Source organism: Bradyrhizobium sp. 17 (assembly GCF_023073515.1).
Taxonomy (GTDB): Bacteria; Pseudomonadota; Alphaproteobacteria; order Rhizobiales; family Xanthobacteraceae; genus Bradyrhizobium; species Bradyrhizobium canariense_D.
Genome location: NZ_JADPJQ010000105.1, coordinates 205,933 through 225,498, shown reverse-complemented (window position 1 = coordinate 225,498; position 19,566 = coordinate 205,933). Strand labels below are relative to the sequence as shown.

The window sequence follows — 19,566 nt, the reverse complement described above, 5'->3', positions numbered from 1 at the left end:
CACTGAAGCCGATCGTAGTCGGCGGCAGCCTCATCTCCGCTGATTATAAACGTCGATGCACACCGCCCCGAGCAGGACCAGGCCCTTGATGACCTGCTGATAGTCGATGCCGATGCCGAGGATGGACATGCCGTTGTTCATCACGCCCATGATCATGGCGCCGACCACGGCGCCACCGACGCGGCCGACACCGCCATAGGCCGAGGCGCCGCCGATGAAGCAGGCCGCGATGACGTCGAGCTCGAAGCCGAGGCCCGCCTTCGGCGTTGCTGTGTTGAGGCGCGCGGCGAAGACGAGGCCGGCGAGCGCAGCGAGCACGCCCATGTTGACGAAGGTGAGGAAGGTCAACCGTTCCGTCTTGATGCCCGACAGGCTTGCCGCTTTCGCATTGCCGCCAACCGCGTAGACCTGCCGACCGATGACGGTGCGGCGGGTGACGAAACCGTACAGCGCGATCAGCGCGGTCATGATGACCAGCACGTTCGGCAGACCGCGATGCGAGGCGATCAGATAGGTGAAATAGAGCACAGCGCAAGCCAGGAGAATGCTCTTGCCGAGGAAGAACGCGTAAGGCTCGACCTCGATGCCGTGCAGCTGCTCGCGCGAGCGCCCCTTGGCGCTGGCGTAGACGAGGCCGAGCGCGAGCACCGCACCGACCAGCATCGACGTCGGATGCAGCGTGCCGGCCTCGGGCAGCATCTCCGGAATGAAGCCGGAGGACAGCTTCTGGAAGGTGGCCGGGAACGGTCCTAGTGACTGGCCTTGCAATACCGCAAGCGCGAGGCCCTTGAACACCAGCATGCCGGCCAGCGTCACGATGAAGGACGGTATCTTGAAATAGGCCACCCAATAGCCCTGCGCGGCGCCGATTGCCGCGCCCAGCAGCAGGCAGGCGATAAAGGCGAGCGTGTAGTCGACCTTGTAGGTCACCATGAGCACGGCAGCGACCGCGCCGACGAAGCCCGCGACCGAGCCGACCGAGAGGTCGATATGGCCGGTGACGATGACGAGCAGCATGCCGAGCGCCATGATAACGATGTAGCTGTTCTGGAGCACCAGATTGGTCAGGTTGAGCGGCTGCAGCAGCGTGCCGCCAGTCATGACCTGAAAGAACAGCATGATCGCGATCAGCGACATCAGCATGCCGTAATTGCGCAGATTGTTCTTGATGAAGCTGCCGTGCCGACCCTCCTCGGGCAGCGAAACCGTCTTGTCGGTCATGGCTGCGATCCTCCCATCTCTGCACCCGCCAGGGCGCGGCTTCCATAATTTGTGTCGTTGCGCATGATGGCGCGCATGATCTTTTCCTGTGTCGCTTCGGCGCCGGGGAACTCGCCGACGAAGGCACCGTCGTTCATGACGCAGATGCGGTCGCAGATGCCGAGCAGCTCGGGCATCTCCGATGAGATCACCACCACGCCGCGGCCGGCCTCTGCAAGCTCGTTGATGATACAGTAGATCTCGTATTTGGCACCGACGTCGATGCCCCGGGTCGGCTCGTCCAGGATCAAGACCTTGGGGTCGGTCATCAGCCATTTCGACAGCACGACCTTTTGCTGGTTGCCGCCGGAGAGCTGGCTGGTCTCCTGATAAACGTCGGAGCAGCGGATGCGCATCCGGTTGCGGTAGTCGCTGGCGACCTTCAGCTCGGCGATGTCGTCGATGACGCGGCGAGGAGCGACCTGGTCGAGGCTTGCGAGCGTGATGTTCTTGCGGACGTCGTCGGCGAGGATCAGTCCCAGCTGCTTGCGGTCCTCCGTGACATAGGCAAGGCCGGCGTCGATCGCGGCCGCCACGTTTGGCAGCACGATCTCATGGCCCTCGAGCCGGATGCGACCGCTGATCGTGGTGCCCCACGACCGGCCAAACAGGCTCATGGCGAATTCGGTGCGGCCGGCGCCCATCAATCCGGCAATGCCGACGACCTCGCCGCGCTTCACGCTGAAATCGACGTTCTTGATCACCTGCCGCTCGGGATGGATGGGATGGTAGACCGACCAGCTCTCGACGGTGAGAACGGGCTCGCCGATCTTTGCGCTGCGCTCCGGAAAGCGATGGGCGAGATCGCGGTTGACCATGCTGCGGATGATGCGGTCCTCCTGGATCGGCTCGGCGCGGCAGTCGATGCCGTCGACGGTGCGGCCGTCGCGCAGGACGGTGATGTGATCGGCAACGCGGGCGACCTCGTTGAGCTTGTGCGAGATCAGGATCGAGCCGATGCCCTGCTCGCGGAAGGCCATGAGACGTTCGAGCAGCGCGGCACTGTCGGCCTCGTTGAGGCTGGCGGTCGGCTCGTCCAGGATCAGCATCCGCACCCGCTTGGACAGCGCCTTGGCGATCTCGACCAGCTGCTGCTTGCCGACGCCGAGATCGGTGATCAGCGTGTCCGGCGATTCCTTGAGGCCGACCTGAGCCAGGAGTTCCCGGGTACGCCGATAGACCTCGTCGCGATCGATCACACCGAGCTTGGACGGCGGATGCGACAGGAAGATGTTTTCGGCAATCGACATCAGCGGGATCAGCGCCAGCTCCTGATGGATGATGATGATGCCGAGCGCCTCGGAATCGTTGATGTCGCGGAAGCGGCGCTCCTCGCCATCGAAGATGATGGTGCCCTCGTAGCTGCCGGCCGGGTAGACGCCGCTGAGGACCTTCATCAGCGTGGACTTGCCGGCACCGTTCTCGCCGACGAGGGCGTGGATCTGCCCGGCTTCAACCGAGAAGTTGACATCACGCAGCGCCTGCACACCGGAAAAGCTCTTGCTGACGTTACGCATCTCCAGCATTGCGGTCATGATTTCACGTCCCTCAATCAGTGTTAGATCACCTCTCCCCGCTCGCGGCGAGAGGTCGGATCGCATCGTTCGATGCGATCCGGTGAGGGGGAGTCTCCGCGAGACGCACTGCTTCCTTCCTCGCGGAGGCTTCCCCTCACCCTAACCCTCTCCCCGCAAGCGGGGAGAGGGAAAAGAAAAGAAGCCTACTGGAACTGCGACTTCTTGTAGTAGCCGCTGTCGACCAGGACCTTCTCCCAATTGTCCTTGTAGACCACGACCGGCTTGAGCAGATAGGACGGCACGGTCTTGGCGCCGTTCTCGTAGGTCTTGGTGTCGTTCACGGTGACCTGCTTGCCGGCAAGCGCAGCGTCGACCATGTCGGCGGTCACCTTGGCGAGATCGCGGGTGTCCTTGAAGATGGTCGAATACTGGTCGCCGCGCAGCATCGCCTTGATCGAGGGCACCTCGGCATCCTGGCCCGAGATGATAGGCATCGGCTGGCCGGCGCTGCCATAACCGACGCCCTTCAGTGAGGAGATGATGCCGATCGACAGGCCGTCATACGGCGACAGCACCGCGTTGACCTTCTTGTTGCCGTAGTAGGCACTGAGCAGATTGTCCATGCGGGCCTGCGCGGTGGCGCCGTCCCAGCGCAACGTCGCGACTTTATCCATGCCCATCTGACCGGAGACGACGACGAGCTTGCCGCTGTCGATGTACGGCTTCAGCACGCTCATCGCGCCGTTGTAGAAGAAGTAAGCGTTGTTGTCGTCGGGCGAGCCGCCGAACAGCTCGATGTTGAACGGGCCCTTGCCGTCCTTAAGACCGAGGCCCTGCACGATCGATTCGGCCTGGAGCACGCCAACCTGGAAATTGTCGAACGTGGCGTAATAGTCGACGTTCGGCGTGCCGCGGATCAGGCGGTCATAGGCGATCACGGTGATGCCTTTTGCTTTCGCCTGCTTGAGCACGTCGGAGAGCGTGGTGCCGTCGATCGCGGCGATCACCAGCGCTTTCGCGCCTTTGGTCACCATGTTCTCGACCTGCGAGAGCTGGTTCGGAATGTCGTCCTCGGCATATTGCAGGTCGGTGTTGTAGCCGCGCTCCTTCAGCACCTTCACCATATTGTTGCCATCGTCGATCCAGCGCGCCGACGATTTGGTCGGCATGGCGATGCCGACTGTTGCTTTGTCCTGGGCCGAGGCGGTGACGCCCGCGGCCATCGTCGCAGCGCCGGCCAGCGCCAGCGCGAGGAAGGTCGTCTTCAGTTTCAACATGTTTCACTCCCTTGGATGTCAGACTGTTTTTTCTGTCGTCGAGAAATTTGGTGTGCGGCTTCTAGCCTCCTATGCGAGCTTGACGTCAGGCTCCGCGCGACCGCGCGCGGTGGCCTCCAACAGGAAGGTGTAGCCGGCTTGCGGATCGGCGGCACGCGCCGCCGCATCCATGTCCTGCCAGGCCGAGGTGACGAGGAGACGCGACAGACCAGGACCGACAAAAGCGGGGCAGCTCGCCTGCTTTGCCGGCACGCTCAGCGAACGCAGGCGTTCGCCTTGCGGAGAGTAGACGTCGATGCGGCTCGCGCCCCAGCACGCGTTCCAAATCTGCCCGTCGGCATCGCACACCGAACCGTCGAGGCCGCCAACGCCGGTGTGGCGCAGCAGCACCTCCGGCTCGCCGCGCGGCAGGCCGGTGACGGGATTGAGCGGCACCGCGTAGAGCACCGCGCGCGCCGTGTCGGCGAAGTAGCCCGTGGCGCCATCGGGCGAGAAGCAGATCGAGTTGGGAATGCTGATGCGCGGAAACAGCATCGATATCTCGCCGTGATGGAACGCGTAGATCGCGCCTGCCCCTGCTTCCGCCTTCCGACCCATAGTGCCGATCCAGAACGTGCCGGAGGGATGCACGCGGGCATCGTTGGAGCGGGTCGCGGGATTGTCGGCTTCAAGCGGACAGAGCAGCCTCATCGCGCCGTCGGCAATTTTGCGGATATAGAGGCCGTCTTCCGCGACGATCAACTGCCTTTCGGCATCGATCCGCCCAAGCGCGCTCGCCATCCGGCCCAGCGCATGAACGCGAATGCTGCCGCTGCCGAGCTGCGCCTCGAACAGTCGCCCCTCCCGGATATCGAACCACCAGGCGGTGTCCGTGGTCACGTCATAGGTCGGCCCCTCGCCGAGATGGCAAGGATCGTCCGAAAGAACCGAGGTCGGCACCTGTTCCATCAGGACGTCCTCACCGCAAAGCGATAGACCGTATGATGGCGATAGACCTCGCCGGGCGCTAGGCGCGGGCTCGGGAAATCCGGCCGGTTCGGTGCGTCCGGCCAGATATGCGGCTCCAGGCACATCGCGTCCGACTGCCGGTAGAGCTTGCCGCCCTTGCCCGAAATCGTGCCGTCGAGATAATTGCCCGAATAGACCTGCAGACCGGGCTGATCGGTGAACAGCTCCATGATGCGCCCCGAGCGCGGCGCCTCCAGTCGCGCCGCGAGACTGAGCTTACCGTCGCGCGCGAGACAGTAGGTATGGTCGTAGCCCCTGCCGTTGCGCAATTGCTGGTCGCTCTCGCGGATGCGCTCGCCGATCGGCCGAGGCTCCCGGAAATCGAACGGCGTGCCGGCAACGCTGCGCGGCGGCTCCGGCAACGGAATGGCCGTGGGGTCGATCGCGAGGAAATGCCCGGCCGCGACCGTCAGCTTGTGATCGAGAATGGGCGTGCCTGATGTCGCGCCCTCCAGATTGAAGAAGCTGTGGTTGGTCAGGTTGACGATGGTCGGCCGGTCGGTCCGCGCCTCCATGATCAGGGATAGCTCAGCCGGGCCGGTAACACGATAGGTCAGGCGCACATCGAGCCGACCGGGATAGTTTTCCTCGCCATGCGAGCTCGTGTAGGTCAGCGTGACCGCGGGCTCGGCGCCATCGTCGACCTCCGCAATGTCCCAGAGCTTGCGGTCGAAGCCGTCGAGGCCGCCATGCAGCGCATTCGGACCGTTGTTGACGGGAAGCTGCACCGTCTCGCCGTCCAGCGAAAATTGTCCGTTGGCGATGCGATTGGCGTAGCGGCCGACGGTGGCGCCGAAGAACTTTCGTTCGGCGAGATAGCCGGCAAACCCATCATGGCCGAGCACGACGTCGTCGTGGCCGCCCTTGCCGTCCGGCGCGATCAAGGCCTGCAAGACTGCACCATGGGTGATGATGCGCGCCTCGAACCCGCCCTCGCCGCGCAGCACGATGCGGTCCACCTTGCGGCCGTGCGGCAGCGTTCCGAACACGTCTCTTTCTGTTTTCGATCCAGCCATGATCAACCCACAAACGGTTCGACGATCGTGCGCCTGCCGAGCAGGAAGGCGTCCGCGACGAGACGAAGCGGCGCCAAATCGACGTCGCTCGCGCCTGTCGCGGCGAGCGCGACGAAGTGCCGGTAAAGCTCCCGATATTCCTCATCGGGCGCCTCGGCAACGGTCTTGCCGTCGATCGCCATGATCCGGCCGCCGCGTGATAGCGTCATCCGGCCCTGGTCGGTTTCGACGAGGATATCCCAGCTCTGCGGCCCGGTCTGGCGGAAGTCGAACTCGGCGGTCACAGGTAGGCCGTCGATGTCGGTCAGCGTCAGCTTCGCGGCGATCGGCGCCTGGCAATTGGCGGGGAAGGCGAGCTCGGCCGCGTTGACGAACACGGGCTTCGGCAGGATCCTGGTCAGGATCGACAGCGCATTGATGCCGGGATCGAACACCCCGAGCCCGCCCGGCTCCCAGATCCATGCCTGCCCGGGATGCCAGACGCGGACGTCCTCTTTCCAGTTGACGTGCACGGAACGGATGCGGCGCGCGGCGAGCCACTCGCGCGCCGGCTCGACTGCCGGCGCATGGCGCGAATGCCAGGTCGCAAACAGCGTTCGCTTGGTTTCACCCGCCATCGCGATCAGCGGATCGAGCTCGGCAACGCCGGCGCCGGGCGGCTTCTCCAGCATGACGTGCTTGCCGGCCCTCAGCGCTGCGACCGCCTGGGCGCGGCGCACTTGAGGCGGCGTGCAGAGCGACACCGCGTCGATCGGCGGACCTTTTTCCAGCAGCTCCTCGATGGTCGCGAAATGCGGCAGATCCGGGAACGAGGCATTGCGGCTGGCAACGGCGGCCAGCGTCGCGCCGGGAACCGCTGCAATGGCGCCGACATGCTGGTCCCGCGCGATCTTGCCGAAGCCGACGATGGCGATGCGAAGTTCAGTCACGATGTTTCTCCAGCTTCCGCGGACGGCAGCGCTTCGGCCGGTACAGTCTCGATCACTGTACCCTCGTGGCGGCGCATGCCGTTGTGAATGACGTAGACCATCGCCTCCGACGCAGTCGTGGCATCACCGGCGGCGATGGCATCGACGATCTTCTGATGCCAGAGCAGAACGGTGTCGCGGTCCTCCGGTTCGACCGGTGCGCTGAGCAGGAATGAGGCGCGCAACGCAGCCTCGATGACGTGCCCGATCGAGCGCATGAACAGATTTCCGGAGGCGCGCGCCACGGCGACGTGGAGCGCGAGGTCGGCATCGGCGAAGCCAACGGAGTCGGAGGCTTCAAGTCGCATCCGCTCCATGCAGCGCCGAAGCTCGGATAGATCCTGCTCCGACCGCTGCGCCGCCGCCAACATCGCCGCGCGCGGCTCGACCGCGAGGCGGATCTCGGCCAGGTCGTTGAGGAAACGCTTGTCGATCCCGGCGTCCAGGTGCCAGGCCAGCACGTCGGCGTCGAACATGTTCCAGGCGACGCGTTCGCGCACGACAGTGCCGACGCGGGCCTTGGTGGTGAGCAGACCCTTGGCGACCAGCGTCTTCACGCTCTCCCGCAATACCGGCCGCGACACCCCGAACATCGCAATCATTTCGGCATCGCCAGGCAGGCGCGTTCCCTCCGCGTAGCGGCCGGCAATGATGTCAACGCCGATCGAACGGGCCACCTCCGCGTGATTGGAGTGCGCCCGGCGCGTCGGGATGACGAGGATGCGCGAGGTGGTCATGAGACTACTCCCGCGCGCTTTGCCACAGGCCGGCGCGCGAGCGCGACCAATCCTTGTTGCAAGGCGATGAAGGCGAACAGCAGCACGCCGGTCGCGATCTTGGTCCACCAGCTCGACAGTGTCCCGTCGAAATTGATGTAGGTCTGAATCATGCCCTGGATCAACACGCCGAGGAAGGTGCCGATCACCGAGCCCTGACCGCCCGTGAGCAGCGTGCCGCCGATCACGACGGCCGCGATGGTGTCGAGCTCGACGCCGACGGCGGACAGCGAGTAGCCGGCGCTGGTGTAGAAGGAGAAGACGATGCCGGCGATGCCGGCGAGCAGGCTCGATAGCATGTAGATCTTCACCGTCATCCTGCCGACGGCGACGCCCATCAGGCTCGCGGTCGCCCGGCTGCCGCCGAGCGCATAGACATTGGCGCCGAACCGGGTGAGCTGCAGCAGCAATGCGCCGCCGATCACGATCGCAAGCATGATGATCGCGACCGCCGTCAGCCGTCCACCGCCGGGTAGTCGCAGTGCGAAGTCCGACACGGTGGAATAGACCGGTGCCGTGATCGGCACCGATTCCGTCGAGAGCAGGAAGCTGGCACCCCGGGCCAAGAACATGCCGGCGAGCGTCACGATGAAAGGCGGCAAATCGAAGACATGGATCACCGCGCCCATCGCCGCTCCGAAGGCGGCCGAGAGCGCGAGAATGGCGACGAAGGCGACCAGGGGCGGCATTCCCCAGCGCTCGATCGCCAGCGCGACGAACACCGTGGTGAAGCCGATTACCGAGCCGACGGAGAGATCGATGCCACCGGAAATGATGACGAAGGTCATACCGGTCGCGACGATGCCGAGGAAGGCATTGTCGGTCAGGAGATTGCCGACCACGCGAGTGGAAGCGATGTTGGGAAACTGCATCGCGCAGAGCGCAAATCCCGCGACGAGCACGACCGCGGTAATGAGGACGGGCGGCAGGCCTTTCATGCCTTGGTCCTCCGCAGCCGCGTCACGACGCCGGCAAAGCCGGACAGCTTCGGCGATTGCAGCAGCAGCACGGCGAGCACCACCACCGCCTTGACCAGCAAATTGAACTCCGGCGGATAGCCCGACAGCAGAATGCCGGTGTTCATGGTCTGGATGATCAGCGCGCCAAGTACGGCCAGCACGAGACTGAAGCGGCCGCCGAACAGCGAGGTGCCGCCGATCACCACCGCGAGGATGGCGTCGAGCTCGAGCCAGAGGCCGGCATTGTTGGCATCCGCCCCCATGATGTCGGCCGCCGCGATGACGCCGGCAAGCGCAGCGCAAACGCCGCACCAGACATAGACCGCCAAAATCATCGCGCGCGTGCCGACGCCGGCGAGTTCGCTTGCCCGCGCATTGCCGCCCGTGGCCTCGATCAGCAATCCGAGTGCCGAGCCGCGCACCACCGCGCCGGTGAGGATCAGCATGCCCAGCGCAATCGCGACCGGCACCGGCACGCCGAGGATGGAGCCGTTGCCGAGCCAGACCAGATCGGGCGAGGAGAAGGTCACGATGCGGCCCTCGGTAATGAGCTGGGCGATGCCGCGCCCCGCAACCATCAGGATTAGGGTCGCCACGATCGGCTGCATGCCGAGCACCGCGACGAGAAATCCGTTCCACAACCCGCAGATCAGGCCGGTGCCGAGCGCAGCCGCCAGCACCACGACCAGACTGTGGTTGTCGGCGAGGCTCGCCGCGATCGCGCCCGAGATCGCCATCACAGCGCCAACTGACAGATCGATGCCGCGCGTCGCGATCACCAGGACCATGCCGAGCGAGAGCAGCGCCACCGGCGTGCCGCGGTTGAGCACGTCGATCAGGCTGCCGAACAGCCGGCCGTCCTGGAGGCGCAGATCGAAGAATTGCGGCGATACCACGCGATCGACCGCCAGGATGACGATCAACGCGAGGATCTGGGCAAGGCCGCGGCGCGGCAACAGCGCGGTCATGCCCTGCCCTCATGCGCGACACTGGCCCCATCGGCGGCGATCGCGGCGAGAATGCTGCCGACGTCGATGGCCTCGCCGGCGAGCTCCTCGACATGAGCGCGGTCGCGCAGCACCACCACGCGGTCGGAATAGGTCACGATCTCGTCGAGCTCGGAGGAAATCACGAGCAGCGCAAGTCCGTCGTCGCAGAGCTCGCGTATCAGGCGGATGATCTCGGCATGCGCGCCGACGTCGATGCCGCGGGTCGGCTCGTCCAGCACGAGCAGCCGTGGCGAGGTCGCAAGCCACCGTGCCAGCAGGACCTTCTGCTGATTGCCGCCGGACAGCAGGCCAACGGGACGCTCCGGATCGGGCGGGCGAACGTCGAGCATCTTGACGTAACGGCTTGCGATCTCGTCCTGCTCGCGTCGCGACAGCGGCCGATGTAGACCGCGCTTGGCCTGGAGCGCGAGCACGATGTTCTCGCGCACGGTGAGCTCGGCGACGATGCCGTCGGTCTTGCGCTCCTCAGGGCAATAGCCAAAGCCGTGGCGCACGCCGTCGCGCGGCGAGTGAAGCCGGACAGGCGCGCCTTCCACCCTCGCCTGCCCGCCATCGGCGCGCTCGGCGCCGAACACCAGCCGCGCCGTCTCGGTCCGGCCCGAACCGAGCAGGCCGGCGAGGCCGACGACCTCGCCATGGCGCAGCTGGAGATTGAACGGCGCGACATAGCCTGATTTGCCATAATTCTCGAAGCTTGCGCAGACTTCGCGGGCCTGATGGTCGCGCGTCGCGGCCCGCGCGCTGGTGGTCTCGGCCAGTTCGCGGCCGAGCATCATCCGGATCAGCTCGAGCCGCGACAGCGACGCGGTCTCGCGCTCGCCGACAAGGCGACCATTTCGCAAAACGGTGATTCGATCGGAGATCTCGTAGACCTGGTCGAGGAAATGGCTGACGAAGACGATGCCAATGCCGCGCTTGGCAAGCTGACGCATGATGCGAAAGAGGATCTCGACCTCATGGCGGTCGAGGCTCGCGGTCGGCTCGTCCAGGATCAGCACGCGCGCGGAGAGATCGACGGCGCGCGCGATCGCGGTGACATGCTGGATCGCCACCGAGTAATTGCCAAGCGGCGCTGATACGTCGATGTCGAGACCGAAATCCGCGAGCAGCGACTTCGCGCGCCGTCGCATCTCGCCCTCGCGCACGACGCCGAAGCGCGTCGGCTGCCGGTCCAGGAACAGGTTCTGCGCCACCGAGAGATTCGGCAGCAAATTGACTTCCTGATAGACCGTCGCAATGCCGGCCTGAACCGCCGCCTTGGCCGAGCGCGGCGCGACCTCTTCGCCGCCCAGTCTGACGATGCCGGCATCGCGCGGAAATACGCCCGTGACGACCTTGATCAGCGTGGACTTGCCCGCGCCGTTCTCACCAAGCAGCGCATGGATCTCGCCGGCGCGAAGCGTGAAGTCGACCTCCTGCAACGCACGCACGGCGCCAAAGCTCTTGCTGATCCCAAGCACCTCCAGCAGGGAAGCAGCGGAATCCTGGCTGTTCTCCATGACATTCACTCCCAAGGGCGCCCGCTGACAATGCGGACACGGAGCCTGTTCGTTCGCGCAGCGGTTTCGAGCGGGATCGCCGGACTGCCGAAGCACGGCCGTCCGGCGACACTCTCGCCTCAGTAACCGAGGCCCTTCTTGCTGTCGTAGATCTTCTGCGGATCATCGGTGGCGGTGTAGAGCTTGGATTCCGTCTGGATCCATTTCGGCGGAACGGTACCCTTGTCCTTGAAGGCCGCGATGGCATCGAGAGCGGGGCCTGCCATGTTCGGCGTCAGCTCGACCGTGGCATTGGCTTCGCCGGCGACCATCGCCTTGAAGATGTCGGGGACTGCATCGATCGAGACGGTGAGAATCTCCTTGCCCGGCTTGAGCCCGGCTTCCTTCATCGCCTGGATCGCGCCGACCATCATGTCGTCGTTGTGCGCATAGACCGCGCAGATCGACTTGCCGCCACCTTCGGCCTTGATGAAGCTTTCCATCACTTCCTTGCCCTTGGCGCGGGTGAAGTCGCCGGTCTGGCTGCGCACCACTTTCAGGTTCGCATGCTTGGCGATAGCGGTGTCAAACCCCTTCTTGCGGTTGGCGGCGACGCTCGCGCCGACCGTGCCCTGCAATTCGACGATGTTGCAGGCCTTGGCGCCGACGGTCTTCGCCAGCCAGTCACCCGCGACCTCGCCTTCGTGAACGCTGTCGGAGGTCACGGCGGTGAGATAGAGCTCCTTGCCGGAGGGATCGATGTCGCGGTCGAGCAGCACGACCGGGATCTTGGCCTCCTTGGCTTCCTTCAGCACCGAGTCCCAGCCGGTTGAGACGACGGGCGCGAGGAAGATCGCATCGACATTCTGCGCGATGAAGGAGCGGATCGCCTTGATCTGGTTCTCCTGCTTCTGCTGCGCGTCGGCGATCTTGAGATTGACCTTGCGCTTGGTGGCCTCCTGCTTGGAGACCGAGGTCTCGGCCGCGCGCCAGCCGGATTCCGATCCGATCTGCGAGAAGCCAATGGTGAGCTCGGCGGCATTCGCCGGCAGCGCGAGCAGCAACGCGGCCGTCGCGCTGGCCGCAAAGAGGGCTTTGACGATCATCAGGCGTGTCTCCCAAAATGTTATCCGGGGGCGCCGATTGGTAGCATCGCACCCACAGGCCGACCTTTGAGGTGGCGGGAGGGACTATTTCACGGAAGTTTGGTTCCGACTAGTCATATTATTTGACTATTGAGGGGGAAAGCGCGCGCGAGCGGATGAGCGACTTCTATGTCACGCGCAGCGCGATTTTATTCCACGGATGCAACGCGGAGATGAACGAAATGATGCGGCAGTTGGGGCGAAGACACTGTCTAGGAGGATGGTGAAAGGCGAACCCGCAACCCCTCCCCCCATCACCGCGAGCGCAGCGAAGCAATCCTGAGTCTTTCCGGGGAGGGATTCTGGATTGCTTCGCTCCGCTCGCAATGACGGTGGGGAGAGAGTTTCTGCGTCGATCGAGGCAAAGCGACTCGTGGAGAGTCCCCCACATCCGGCGTGCAGTGAGCTAGATCAGCTTGCGCTGCGCGAGATTCTTCATCAGCGCGCCGATGCCGAACGTCCAGGGCTCGCATTCGTCGCTGGCCCGCATGCGGTTGACGAGTTTGCCGAGCTGGGGCGCCGAGATCGTGACGATGTCGTCGCGTTTGTGGGTGAACCCCTGTCCCGGCGCGTCGCGATCCTTAACCGGCGCGAACATGGTCCCGAGGAACAGCACGAAGCCATCGGGATATTGGTGCACCTTGCCGATGGTCTGCTCGACCAGATCGGTCGGATCGCGGCTGATCATGCTGATCGAGGAATGGCCGTCGAGGACGAAACCGTCCTGCCCCTTGACGTTCAGGCTGATGTCGAGCTTGCGGGCGTCGTCGAGGGTAAAGCTGTCGTCGAACAGGCGCAGCAGCGGGCCGATGGAGCACGAGGCGTTGTTGTCTTTGGCCTTCGACAACAGCAGTGCCGAACGGCCCTCGAAGTCGCGCAGATTGACGTCGTTGCCGAGGGCGCCACCGACGATCGTGCCGCGGCTCGAGACGAACAGCACCAGCTCCGGCTCGGGGTTGTTCCAGGTCGACTTCGGATGCAGCCCCGCATCCATGCCGGTGCCGACCGACGACAAGGTCGGCGCCTTGGTGAAGACCTCGGCATCGGGGCCAATGCCGACCTCGAGATATTGGCTCCAGGCGTTCTGGTCGATCAGCACCTGCTTCAGGTGCATCGCCTTGTCCGAGCCCGGCTTGAGCTTCGACAGATCGTCGCCGATCAGCCGGGTCACTTCCTTCCGGATCGCTTCGGCCGAGGCCGGATTGCCCTTTGCCCGCTCCTCGATCACGCGCTCCAGCATCGAGATGGCAAAGGTGACGCCGGCCGCCTTCAGCGTCTGGAGATCGACGGGCGCAAGCAACCACGGCTTTTTCGGATCGCGCTGATCGGGAGGCGTGTTGGCGACGATGGCCTCGAGATCGCCGATGCGCTCGCCCTTGGTCGCGGCAAGCGCCTTCGCCGGATTGTCTTCCTCGCAGAGTGCGCTGACGGTCGGGAATTTTGCGGTGACGTCGAACACACCATCGCCGCGCACGGCGACCACGGCCGGGCCATTCGCCTGCGGCAGCCAGACGCGGCCGACGAGCGTTCCCCGCGTGCCGTCCTCGGGAAGAAGGTCCTTTACCGTCAATGTCGTCATGGGCGTATCCTCGCTCTTTTCGGATCGGCCTCGCTCGCGGAGGCCTATCACATTGGCGAAGACCAATAAACGTCTGGGACGGGAAGTCCAGCGCGGCAGCCCGCCGCGCTTCTATGCCCCCGCCCGCGCTTTTCGGGCCGCAATCTGCTGAAGCGCCCAGCGCGCGTTCTTGCGCACCTCGGGATCGGGATCGTCGGCGATGACGGCAAGGAACGCTTCGCCGTCGTGGTGGGCGATCTCGCCAAGCGCAGCCGCCGCCTCTTTCCGCAGATTGGCCTGCTCATGGTTCACGCAGTTGCCGATCGGGCGCACCGCGCGCTCGATCTTCATCCGGCCAAGGCTGCGGATTGCCTTCAGCCGCACCTGCCAGAACTCGTCACTGAGCGAAGCGATGAGCTGGTCGGCGGCAATCGATCCGTTGACGTTGAGGCCCAGCGTTTCCGCGGCCATCTCCCGCACCATCCAGTCCGAATCCTTCAACGCGCGCGTGATCATCTCGGCCGCGGGCTTCATCTGCGAGAAGGCGAGCGCGCTGACGGCGGCACGGCGCACATGCGCGTCGGGATCGTTGATCAGCGCGGTCAGCGCCGGAATTGATTCCTCCAGCTTGAGGAACCCGATCACGCCGATCGCCTGCACCCGCACGGCGGCATCGGAATCCTGGAGCGCTTCCAGCGCCGGTTTCAGTGTGTCCTTGCAGCGCAGCTCCTTCAGCGCACGCAACGCGCCCATGCGGACGAAGGCGTGGGCATGCTTGACCAGCGGCAGGATGATCTCGGCGCAAGCCGGATCCTTGAACTCCGCCATGCTGTCGGCCGCGGCGGACGCAACGATTCGTTCAGGATCGACGAGCAGCTTCACCAGCGCAGCCGCGGCCTCCGGCCCGTCGAACTCGCCGAGCGCCATCGCGACCTGCTGGCGGACGCCGGCATCAGGATCGGCGACCATTTTGGCGAGATGGCCGACGGCGGCGGGATCGCCGGAATGGCCGAGCGCGATGATCGCGACGCGGCGCTCCCCTGGATCGGCAGCCTGGAGCCGCTCGTCGGCGTCTTCGAGATCGTCGTAGGATTCGAACGGGCTCGACATGGCTACCTCAGGAGATAAGGAATGTTGACGGTGACGGCGCCGGTCGGGCAATCCGCCTCGCAGGGCATGCAGTACCAGCATTCGTCATAGGCCATGTAGGCCTTGTTGGTCATATCGCTGATACGCAGTACGTCGAGCGGACAGACATCGACGCACACCGTGCAGCCCTTGTCCGCGATGCATTTGGCGTCATCGACGACCACCGGAACCGATGTCTGATAGGAAGCGAGAGGCATCGTATGTCTCCTGTATTTGTGCGGCGGGTCAGGCTGTCGCGCGGATGCGCTGCTTGTCGTAGAGATCCTTCTCATCGTCGGCGATCGGTACGATATAGGGCTCCACGGCACGCTTCTCGCTGGTCATCTTGCCGTCCTGCTTACTCAGCAGCGTGTGGCAGAACCAGTTTTCGTTGTCCTTCTCCGGGAAATCCGTCCGCCAGTGATAGAGGCCCCAACGGCTTTCTTCGCGGTAGAGCGAGGCATGCACAGCCATGTCCGCGCAATCCATGATCGACTGGACTTCGAGCGCGCGGAGCAGTTCGTGCGCATTGCGCGCGATCATGCGCTCCTGCATGTCTTCCCTCGCTTCAGCGAGCCGGCGCATGCCGAGCTCGTATTTGCGCGTGACTTTCGGCGGCTGGAGATAGTCATTGACGAGACGCCGCGTCTTGTACTCGATCTGGTTCGGCGGAATACCGTCCTCGCGTTTGGTCGGCGCCATGACGCGGTCACGTTCGCGGGCGACCTCAGCCGCGTCGAATTCCGCGAAGTCGTGATTGTCCGCAAACTCCATCGCGTCGACGCCGGCGACCGAACCGTTGGTGAAGGCCCCGAGCATGTAGTTGTGCGGCACGCTCGCCATGTCGCCGGCGGCATAGAGGCCCGGGACGGTGGTGCGCGCGTTGTCGTCGACGAACACGCCCGACGCGCTGTGACCGGAGCAGAAGCCGATCTCGGAGATGTGCATCTCGATCGACTCGCTGCGGTAGTCGACCCCGCGCCCCTGCTGGAACAGGCCGCGCGTGGGACGTTCGACCTTGTGCAGCGTCGATTCGATCTCCGAGATGGTGTCGGGGTGAAGATGCTTGAGCTGGAGAAACACCGGGCCCTTCCCGGACAACAGCTCGTTGTAGAACTCCAGCATCATCTGGCCGGACCAGTAATCGCATTCGATGAAGCGCGATCCCTCGTTGTTGGCGGTGAAGGCGCCGAAGGGACCGGCGACGTAGGCGCAGGCCGGGCCGTTATAGTCCTTGATTAGCGGATTGATCTGATAGCATTCGAGGTTCGCCAGTGCTGCACCGGCGTGATAGGCCATGGAATAGCCGTCGCCGGAATTGGCCGCGTTCTCGTAGGTGCCGAACATGTAGCCCGAGGTCGGCAGGCCGAGACGGCCGGCGGCGCCCATGCACAGGATGACGGCCTTGGCCTTGATCACCAGCATCTCGGCGGTGCGGGTATTGACGCTTATCGCGCCGGCAATGCGGCCGCCGGCGGATTTGAGCAGCCGCGTCGCCATGTAGCGGTTGGAGATCAGGATGCGGGCGCGGCGGAGCTGGCGATACAGCGCCTTCTTCACGGTCTCGCCGTTCGGCATCGGCAGTACGTAGGTGCCGATATGATGCACCTTCTTGACAGCGTAGTCGCCGTTCTCGTTCTTCAGGAAGCGGATGCCGAAACTGTCGAGCTCCTCGATGATCGAGTAGCAGTTCTGCGCGTATTTGTAGACCGCCTTCTGATCGACGATACCGTCATTGGCGATGGTGATTTCCTTGGTGTACTGCTCCGGCGTCGCGTAGCCGGGAATGACGGCGTTGTTCAAGCCGTCCATGCCCATCGAGATCGCTCCGGAGCGCTTGACGTTGGCCTTCTCGAGCAGCACGACATTGGCCTTCGGATTCTTCAGCTTCGCCTTTAACGCCGCCATCGGGCCCGCCGTGCCGCCGCCGATGACGAGCACGTCGCAGGAAACCTCCGAAAGTCCGTCGACGATCTGATCTAGTGACATCGCTTGCTCCTGGTTCGCCGGCAGGTCCGGCGCCTTTGCATCAGATTTGTTCAGCAGGCGTCCCGGCGATAGCAATTAGTTGTCGCGGGGCTGCGATTTGCGCCTCAGCGCTCGACAAAGGCCTTTTCGATCACGAAATGGCCGGGCCTGCTGTGATTGCCCTCGACAAACCCGCGCCCAGAGAGCATCGCGGGAAGTTCCTCCAGCATCGCCGGGCTGCCGCACAGCATGATGCGGTCGGTCTCGATATCGAGGCCTGACAGACCGATGTCTTCGAAGAGCTGGTTCGACGCGATCAGGTCGGTGATGCGTCCGCGGTTCCTGAACGGCTCGCGGGTGACTGTGGGATAGTAGACGAGCTTGTCGCCGATCAGCGGTCCAAAGAACTCGTGACTGCGCAGGCCTTCGACGAGGTGCTCACCATAGGAGAGTTCGGAGACCTGGCGGCAGCCATGGGCGAGCACGATGGTCTCGTAATTCTCGTAGACGTCGGGGTCCTTGATCAGGCTGGCGAACGGCGCGAGTCCCGTTCCGGTCGAGAGCAGCAACAGGCGTTTGCCGGGAATGAGATTGCCGGTGATCAGCGTGCCCGTGGCCTTGCGGCCGACCAGGATGACGTCGCCTTCCCTGATTTTCTGGAGGCGCGAGGTCAGCGGACCGTCCTGCACCTTGATCGAGAAGAACTCGAGCGCCTCCTCGTGATTGGCGCTCGCCATGCTGTAAGCTCGCAGCAACGGCTTGCCCTCGACTTCCAGCCCGATCATCGCGAACTGGCCGTTCTGGAAGCGGAAGCCCGGATCGCGCGTCGCGGTGAAGCTGAACAGGCTGTCGGTCCAGTGCCTGACCGACAAAACCGTTTCCTTCTGAAATGCGCTCATTGTCTCTCCTGATCTCGATTGCGCACAAGGTTTCGGAGAGACAGGAATCCGGCAACGCCGAACTGAAATTGCCGGTCGATTAGTTTCACATTTCGTGGGCGATGATCGAACAGCAGGCAGCGACGATCAGCGCCGCGCACCCTGCGCCTGGCAATTAGTTGCTATCGCGGCAGTGCTGCGGCAAGGTAGAGAAGGGTCGGAGACACATCATGACCTTGGTGGGACCGACCGTGGCAGATTACGAAGCAAGCGCCGACCTCGCGACGCTCCGCGTCCGCACCGCTCAGGACGACACGCTGGACTTGGCGGCGGAAACGCTCCGCCTCTCCTGCAAATGCGCCCACTGCACCCGCGCCCGCTTCGACGGCCGCTTTCCCGAGCGGTTTCCAGGCATCGCGATCACCGAGATCGGCGATCTCGGTTACGGGCTGAACATCTCGTTTTCGGATGGGCACAATCGGGGGATTTACCCGAAGCCGTATTTGCTGAGCCTGGTGGGGCGGTAGACGCCACAGGTCGTCTTCCAAGCTTCGCTGTCATTCCCCGCGAAGGCGGGAATCCAGTACGCCGCGGCTTCTCGATAGCCCATTGACGTCTCTGGAATACTGGATCGCCCGGTCAAGCCGGGCGATGACAGCGGAGTGAATCTGGCACGGACATTGCTCCTCTTTAGAACGGTTTGAACGTTCCGGAGGCAGATGATGTTGCAGGCGGCGGCCAATGTGGTTCGCGGGACGGTTCCCGCAACGGTCCGGCCTACCGGCGGTTCCTCGCTGCTGCTCACCGAGAACCAGCAATGGATCGGCGGACCGCCGCCCTTGATGGACAAGCTCAGCCAGCGCGAGCGGGAGCTGGTGCTGAAGCAGGGCCGCCGAAAAGTGCTCAACCGTGGCCAGACGCTGTTCAGCCAGGGTGGCAAGCATGACGGTATCTGGCTGATCGAGAGCGGCCGGATCCGGGTGTTCTACACCTCTCCGCTCGGCCGCGAGATCACGCTGGCCTATTGGCATGTCGGCAATTTCGTCGGCGGGCCGGAAGTGTTCGAAGGCACCGTGCATCAATGGTCCGGCGTTGCATCCAGCAATTGCAGCGTGGTGCATCTGCCCGGAAAGGAGCTACGATCCCTTGCGGTCGAGATCCCGAACCTCGCGATCGGCCTGATCGAAGGCCTGACCTTCAAGGGCAAGTGCTATTCGGCGCTGGCCCAGATGTTGGGAACCCGCTCGATCACACAGCGCCTTGCGCATCTGTTGCTGCATCTCGTCGACCTCTATGGCGTCGATGACGCCGACGGCCGGGTGATCGCGGCCGCCTTCACCCATGCCGATATCGCCCACATGGTCGGTGCCACCAGACAATGGGTCACGATCAGCCTGAAGCGCATGCAGGAAAAGGGAATCGTGCTGACCAAGCGCTCGCAGATCGTGGTCTGCCGGTCCGACGTGCTGGAAGAAATGCGAGGGCAGGCGGCCGACTGACCGAGCTTGCGACCAGGCCGGTGCCCATGCAAGCGGCTTAATAGTGCAGGACTGCCCAAGGAGTATGCAATCAACTTTTCCCGGCAACTAATCGACTGTGGCGCTCATTCCGGATTTGCCC

18 protein-coding genes are annotated in these 19,566 nt (G+C 64.1%); 2 read left to right on the top strand and 16 right to left on the bottom strand.

Annotation, left to right across the window (positions count from 1 at the left end; all coding sequences use genetic code 11):
• Positions 1 to 30: 30 nt before the first annotated feature.
• The 16 genes from mmsB to IVB13_RS19955 form a co-directional block, all read right to left on the bottom strand.
• On the bottom strand, positions 31 to 1,221 hold the full coding sequence (gene mmsB / locus IVB13_RS20030) for a multiple monosaccharide ABC transporter permease (protein ID WP_007608442.1): 1,191 nt from the start codon (positions 1,219 to 1,221) through the stop codon (positions 31 to 33).
• On the bottom strand, positions 1,218 to 2,795 hold the full coding sequence (mmsA, locus tag IVB13_RS20025) for a multiple monosaccharide ABC transporter ATP-binding protein (RefSeq protein ID WP_247393849.1): 1,578 nt from the start codon (positions 2,793 to 2,795) through the stop codon (positions 1,218 to 1,220). The genes mmsB and mmsA overlap by 4 nt, the downstream gene beginning before the upstream one ends.
• Positions 2,796 to 2,980: 185 nt before the next feature.
• The gene (gene chvE, locus IVB13_RS20020; protein ID WP_007593237.1) at positions 2,981 to 4,054 is read right to left on the bottom strand and encodes a multiple monosaccharide ABC transporter substrate-binding protein; all 1,074 of its coding nucleotides are present in this window, start codon (positions 4,052 to 4,054) and stop codon (positions 2,981 to 2,983) included.
• A 69-nt stretch (positions 4,055 to 4,123) separates the two neighbouring features.
• On the bottom strand, positions 4,124 to 5,002 hold the full coding sequence (locus tag IVB13_RS20015; RefSeq protein ID WP_018458624.1) for an SMP-30/gluconolactonase/LRE family protein: 879 nt from the start codon (positions 5,000 to 5,002) through the stop codon (positions 4,124 to 4,126).
• The gene (locus IVB13_RS20010; protein WP_247394442.1) at positions 5,002 to 6,078 is read right to left on the bottom strand and encodes an aldose epimerase family protein; all 1,077 of its coding nucleotides are present in this window, start codon (positions 6,076 to 6,078) and stop codon (positions 5,002 to 5,004) included. Before IVB13_RS20010 ends, IVB13_RS20015 begins: the two co-directional genes overlap by 1 nt.
• Before the next feature lie 2 nt (positions 6,079 to 6,080).
• Positions 6,081 to 7,007 (bottom strand): Gfo/Idh/MocA family oxidoreductase, encoded by a 927-nt coding sequence (locus IVB13_RS20005; protein ID WP_247490131.1) that lies wholly within the window; start codon positions 7,005 to 7,007, stop codon positions 6,081 to 6,083.
• Positions 7,004 to 7,783 carry a FadR/GntR family transcriptional regulator gene (locus IVB13_RS20000; RefSeq protein WP_018458621.1) on the bottom strand — a complete coding sequence of 260 codons (780 nt, stop codon included), beginning with the start codon at positions 7,781 to 7,783 and terminating at the stop codon, positions 7,004 to 7,006. Before IVB13_RS20000 ends, IVB13_RS20005 begins: the two co-directional genes overlap by 4 nt.
• Positions 7,780 to 8,760 (bottom strand): galactofuranose ABC transporter, permease protein YjfF, encoded by a 981-nt coding sequence (gene yjfF / locus IVB13_RS19995; protein ID WP_247404455.1) that lies wholly within the window; start codon positions 8,758 to 8,760, stop codon positions 7,780 to 7,782. The genes IVB13_RS20000 and yjfF overlap by 4 nt, the downstream gene beginning before the upstream one ends.
• Entirely contained in the window at positions 8,757 to 9,749 is a 993-nt protein-coding gene (locus IVB13_RS19990) for an ABC transporter permease (RefSeq protein WP_018458619.1), read from the bottom strand. The genes yjfF and IVB13_RS19990 overlap by 4 nt, the downstream gene beginning before the upstream one ends.
• Complete coding sequence (locus IVB13_RS19985; RefSeq protein ID WP_247490129.1) at positions 9,746 to 11,290, bottom strand: sugar ABC transporter ATP-binding protein; 1,545 nt, start codon at positions 11,288 to 11,290, stop codon at positions 9,746 to 9,748. Before IVB13_RS19985 ends, IVB13_RS19990 begins: the two co-directional genes overlap by 4 nt.
• 119 nt (positions 11,291 to 11,409) lie before the next feature.
• Positions 11,410 to 12,375 (bottom strand): galactofuranose ABC transporter, galactofuranose-binding protein YtfQ, encoded by a 966-nt coding sequence (ytfQ, locus tag IVB13_RS19980; protein ID WP_018458617.1) that lies wholly within the window; start codon positions 12,373 to 12,375, stop codon positions 11,410 to 11,412.
• A 445-nt stretch (positions 12,376 to 12,820) separates the two neighbouring features.
• Positions 12,821 to 13,993, bottom strand: coding sequence for a fumarylacetoacetate hydrolase family protein (locus IVB13_RS19975; protein WP_026233621.1), 1,173 nt, complete (start codon positions 13,991 to 13,993; stop codon positions 12,821 to 12,823).
• A 111-nt stretch (positions 13,994 to 14,104) separates the two neighbouring features.
• Positions 14,105 to 15,082, bottom strand: coding sequence for a HEAT repeat domain-containing protein (locus IVB13_RS19970; RefSeq protein ID WP_085352336.1), 978 nt, complete (start codon positions 15,080 to 15,082; stop codon positions 14,105 to 14,107).
• A 2-nt stretch (positions 15,083 to 15,084) separates the two neighbouring features.
• Entirely contained in the window at positions 15,085 to 15,318 is a 234-nt protein-coding gene (locus IVB13_RS19965) for a ferredoxin family protein (RefSeq protein WP_007593252.1), read from the bottom strand.
• Positions 15,319 to 15,346: 28 nt separating this feature from the next.
• Positions 15,347 to 17,089 (bottom strand): fumarate reductase/succinate dehydrogenase flavoprotein subunit, encoded by a 1,743-nt coding sequence (locus tag IVB13_RS19960; RefSeq protein WP_247404460.1) that lies wholly within the window; start codon positions 17,087 to 17,089, stop codon positions 15,347 to 15,349.
• Positions 17,090 to 17,193: 104 nt separating this feature from the next.
• Entirely contained in the window at positions 17,194 to 17,967 is a 774-nt protein-coding gene (locus IVB13_RS19955) for a ferredoxin--NADP reductase (RefSeq protein WP_085352335.1), read from the bottom strand.
• A gap of 209 nt (positions 17,968 to 18,176) precedes the next feature.
• Between IVB13_RS19955 and IVB13_RS19950 the strand changes: the two genes are divergently transcribed.
• Positions 18,177 to 18,473, top strand: coding sequence for a gamma-butyrobetaine hydroxylase-like domain-containing protein (locus IVB13_RS19950; protein WP_018458611.1), 297 nt, complete (start codon positions 18,177 to 18,179; stop codon positions 18,471 to 18,473).
• Between the two features lie 195 nt (positions 18,474 to 18,668).
• Positions 18,669 to 19,445 (top strand): Crp/Fnr family transcriptional regulator, encoded by a 777-nt coding sequence (locus IVB13_RS19945; RefSeq protein ID WP_198293387.1) that lies wholly within the window; start codon positions 18,669 to 18,671, stop codon positions 19,443 to 19,445.
• Positions 19,446 to 19,566 lie beyond the last annotated feature (121 nt).

Coding starts and splice junctions, on each gene's coding strand:
- mmsB (WP_007608442.1), bottom strand. CDS start 1,221: ATGACCGACAAGACGGTTTCGCTGCCCGAGGAGGGTCGGCACGGCAGC.
- mmsA (WP_247393849.1), bottom strand. CDS start 2,795: ATGACCGCAATGCTGGAGATGCGTAACGTCAGCAAGAGCTTTTCCGGT.
- chvE (WP_007593237.1), bottom strand. CDS start 4,054: ATGTTGAAACTGAAGACGACCTTCCTCGCGCTGGCGCTGGCCGGCGCT.
- IVB13_RS20015 (WP_018458624.1), bottom strand. CDS start 5,002: ATGGAACAGGTGCCGACCTCGGTTCTTTCGGACGATCCTTGCCATCTC.
- IVB13_RS20010 (WP_247394442.1), bottom strand. CDS start 6,078: ATGGCTGGATCGAAAACAGAAAGAGACGTGTTCGGAACGCTGCCGCAC.
- IVB13_RS20000 (WP_018458621.1), bottom strand. CDS start 7,783: ATGACCACCTCGCGCATCCTCGTCATCCCGACGCGCCGGGCGCACTCC.
- yjfF (WP_247404455.1), bottom strand. CDS start 8,760: ATGAAAGGCCTGCCGCCCGTCCTCATTACCGCGGTCGTGCTCGTCGCG.
- IVB13_RS19990 (WP_018458619.1), bottom strand. CDS start 9,749: ATGACCGCGCTGTTGCCGCGCCGCGGCCTTGCCCAGATCCTCGCGTTG.
- IVB13_RS19985 (WP_247490129.1), bottom strand. CDS start 11,290: ATGGAGAACAGCCAGGATTCCGCTGCTTCCCTGCTGGAGGTGCTTGGG.
- ytfQ (WP_018458617.1), bottom strand. CDS start 12,375: ATGATCGTCAAAGCCCTCTTTGCGGCCAGCGCGACGGCCGCGTTGCTG.
- IVB13_RS19975 (WP_026233621.1), bottom strand. CDS start 13,993: ATGACGACATTGACGGTAAAGGACCTTCTTCCCGAGGACGGCACGCGG.
- IVB13_RS19970 (WP_085352336.1), bottom strand. CDS start 15,082: ATGTCGAGCCCGTTCGAATCCTACGACGATCTCGAAGACGCCGACGAG.
- IVB13_RS19965 (WP_007593252.1), bottom strand. CDS start 15,318: ATGCCTCTCGCTTCCTATCAGACATCGGTTCCGGTGGTCGTCGATGAC.
- IVB13_RS19960 (WP_247404460.1), bottom strand. CDS start 17,089: ATGTCACTAGATCAGATCGTCGACGGACTTTCGGAGGTTTCCTGCGAC.
- IVB13_RS19955 (WP_085352335.1), bottom strand. CDS start 17,967: ATGAGCGCATTTCAGAAGGAAACGGTTTTGTCGGTCAGGCACTGGACC.
- IVB13_RS19950 (WP_018458611.1), top strand. CDS start 18,177: ATGACCTTGGTGGGACCGACCGTGGCAGATTACGAAGCAAGCGCCGAC.
- IVB13_RS19945 (WP_198293387.1), top strand. CDS start 18,669: ATGTTGCAGGCGGCGGCCAATGTGGTTCGCGGGACGGTTCCCGCAACG.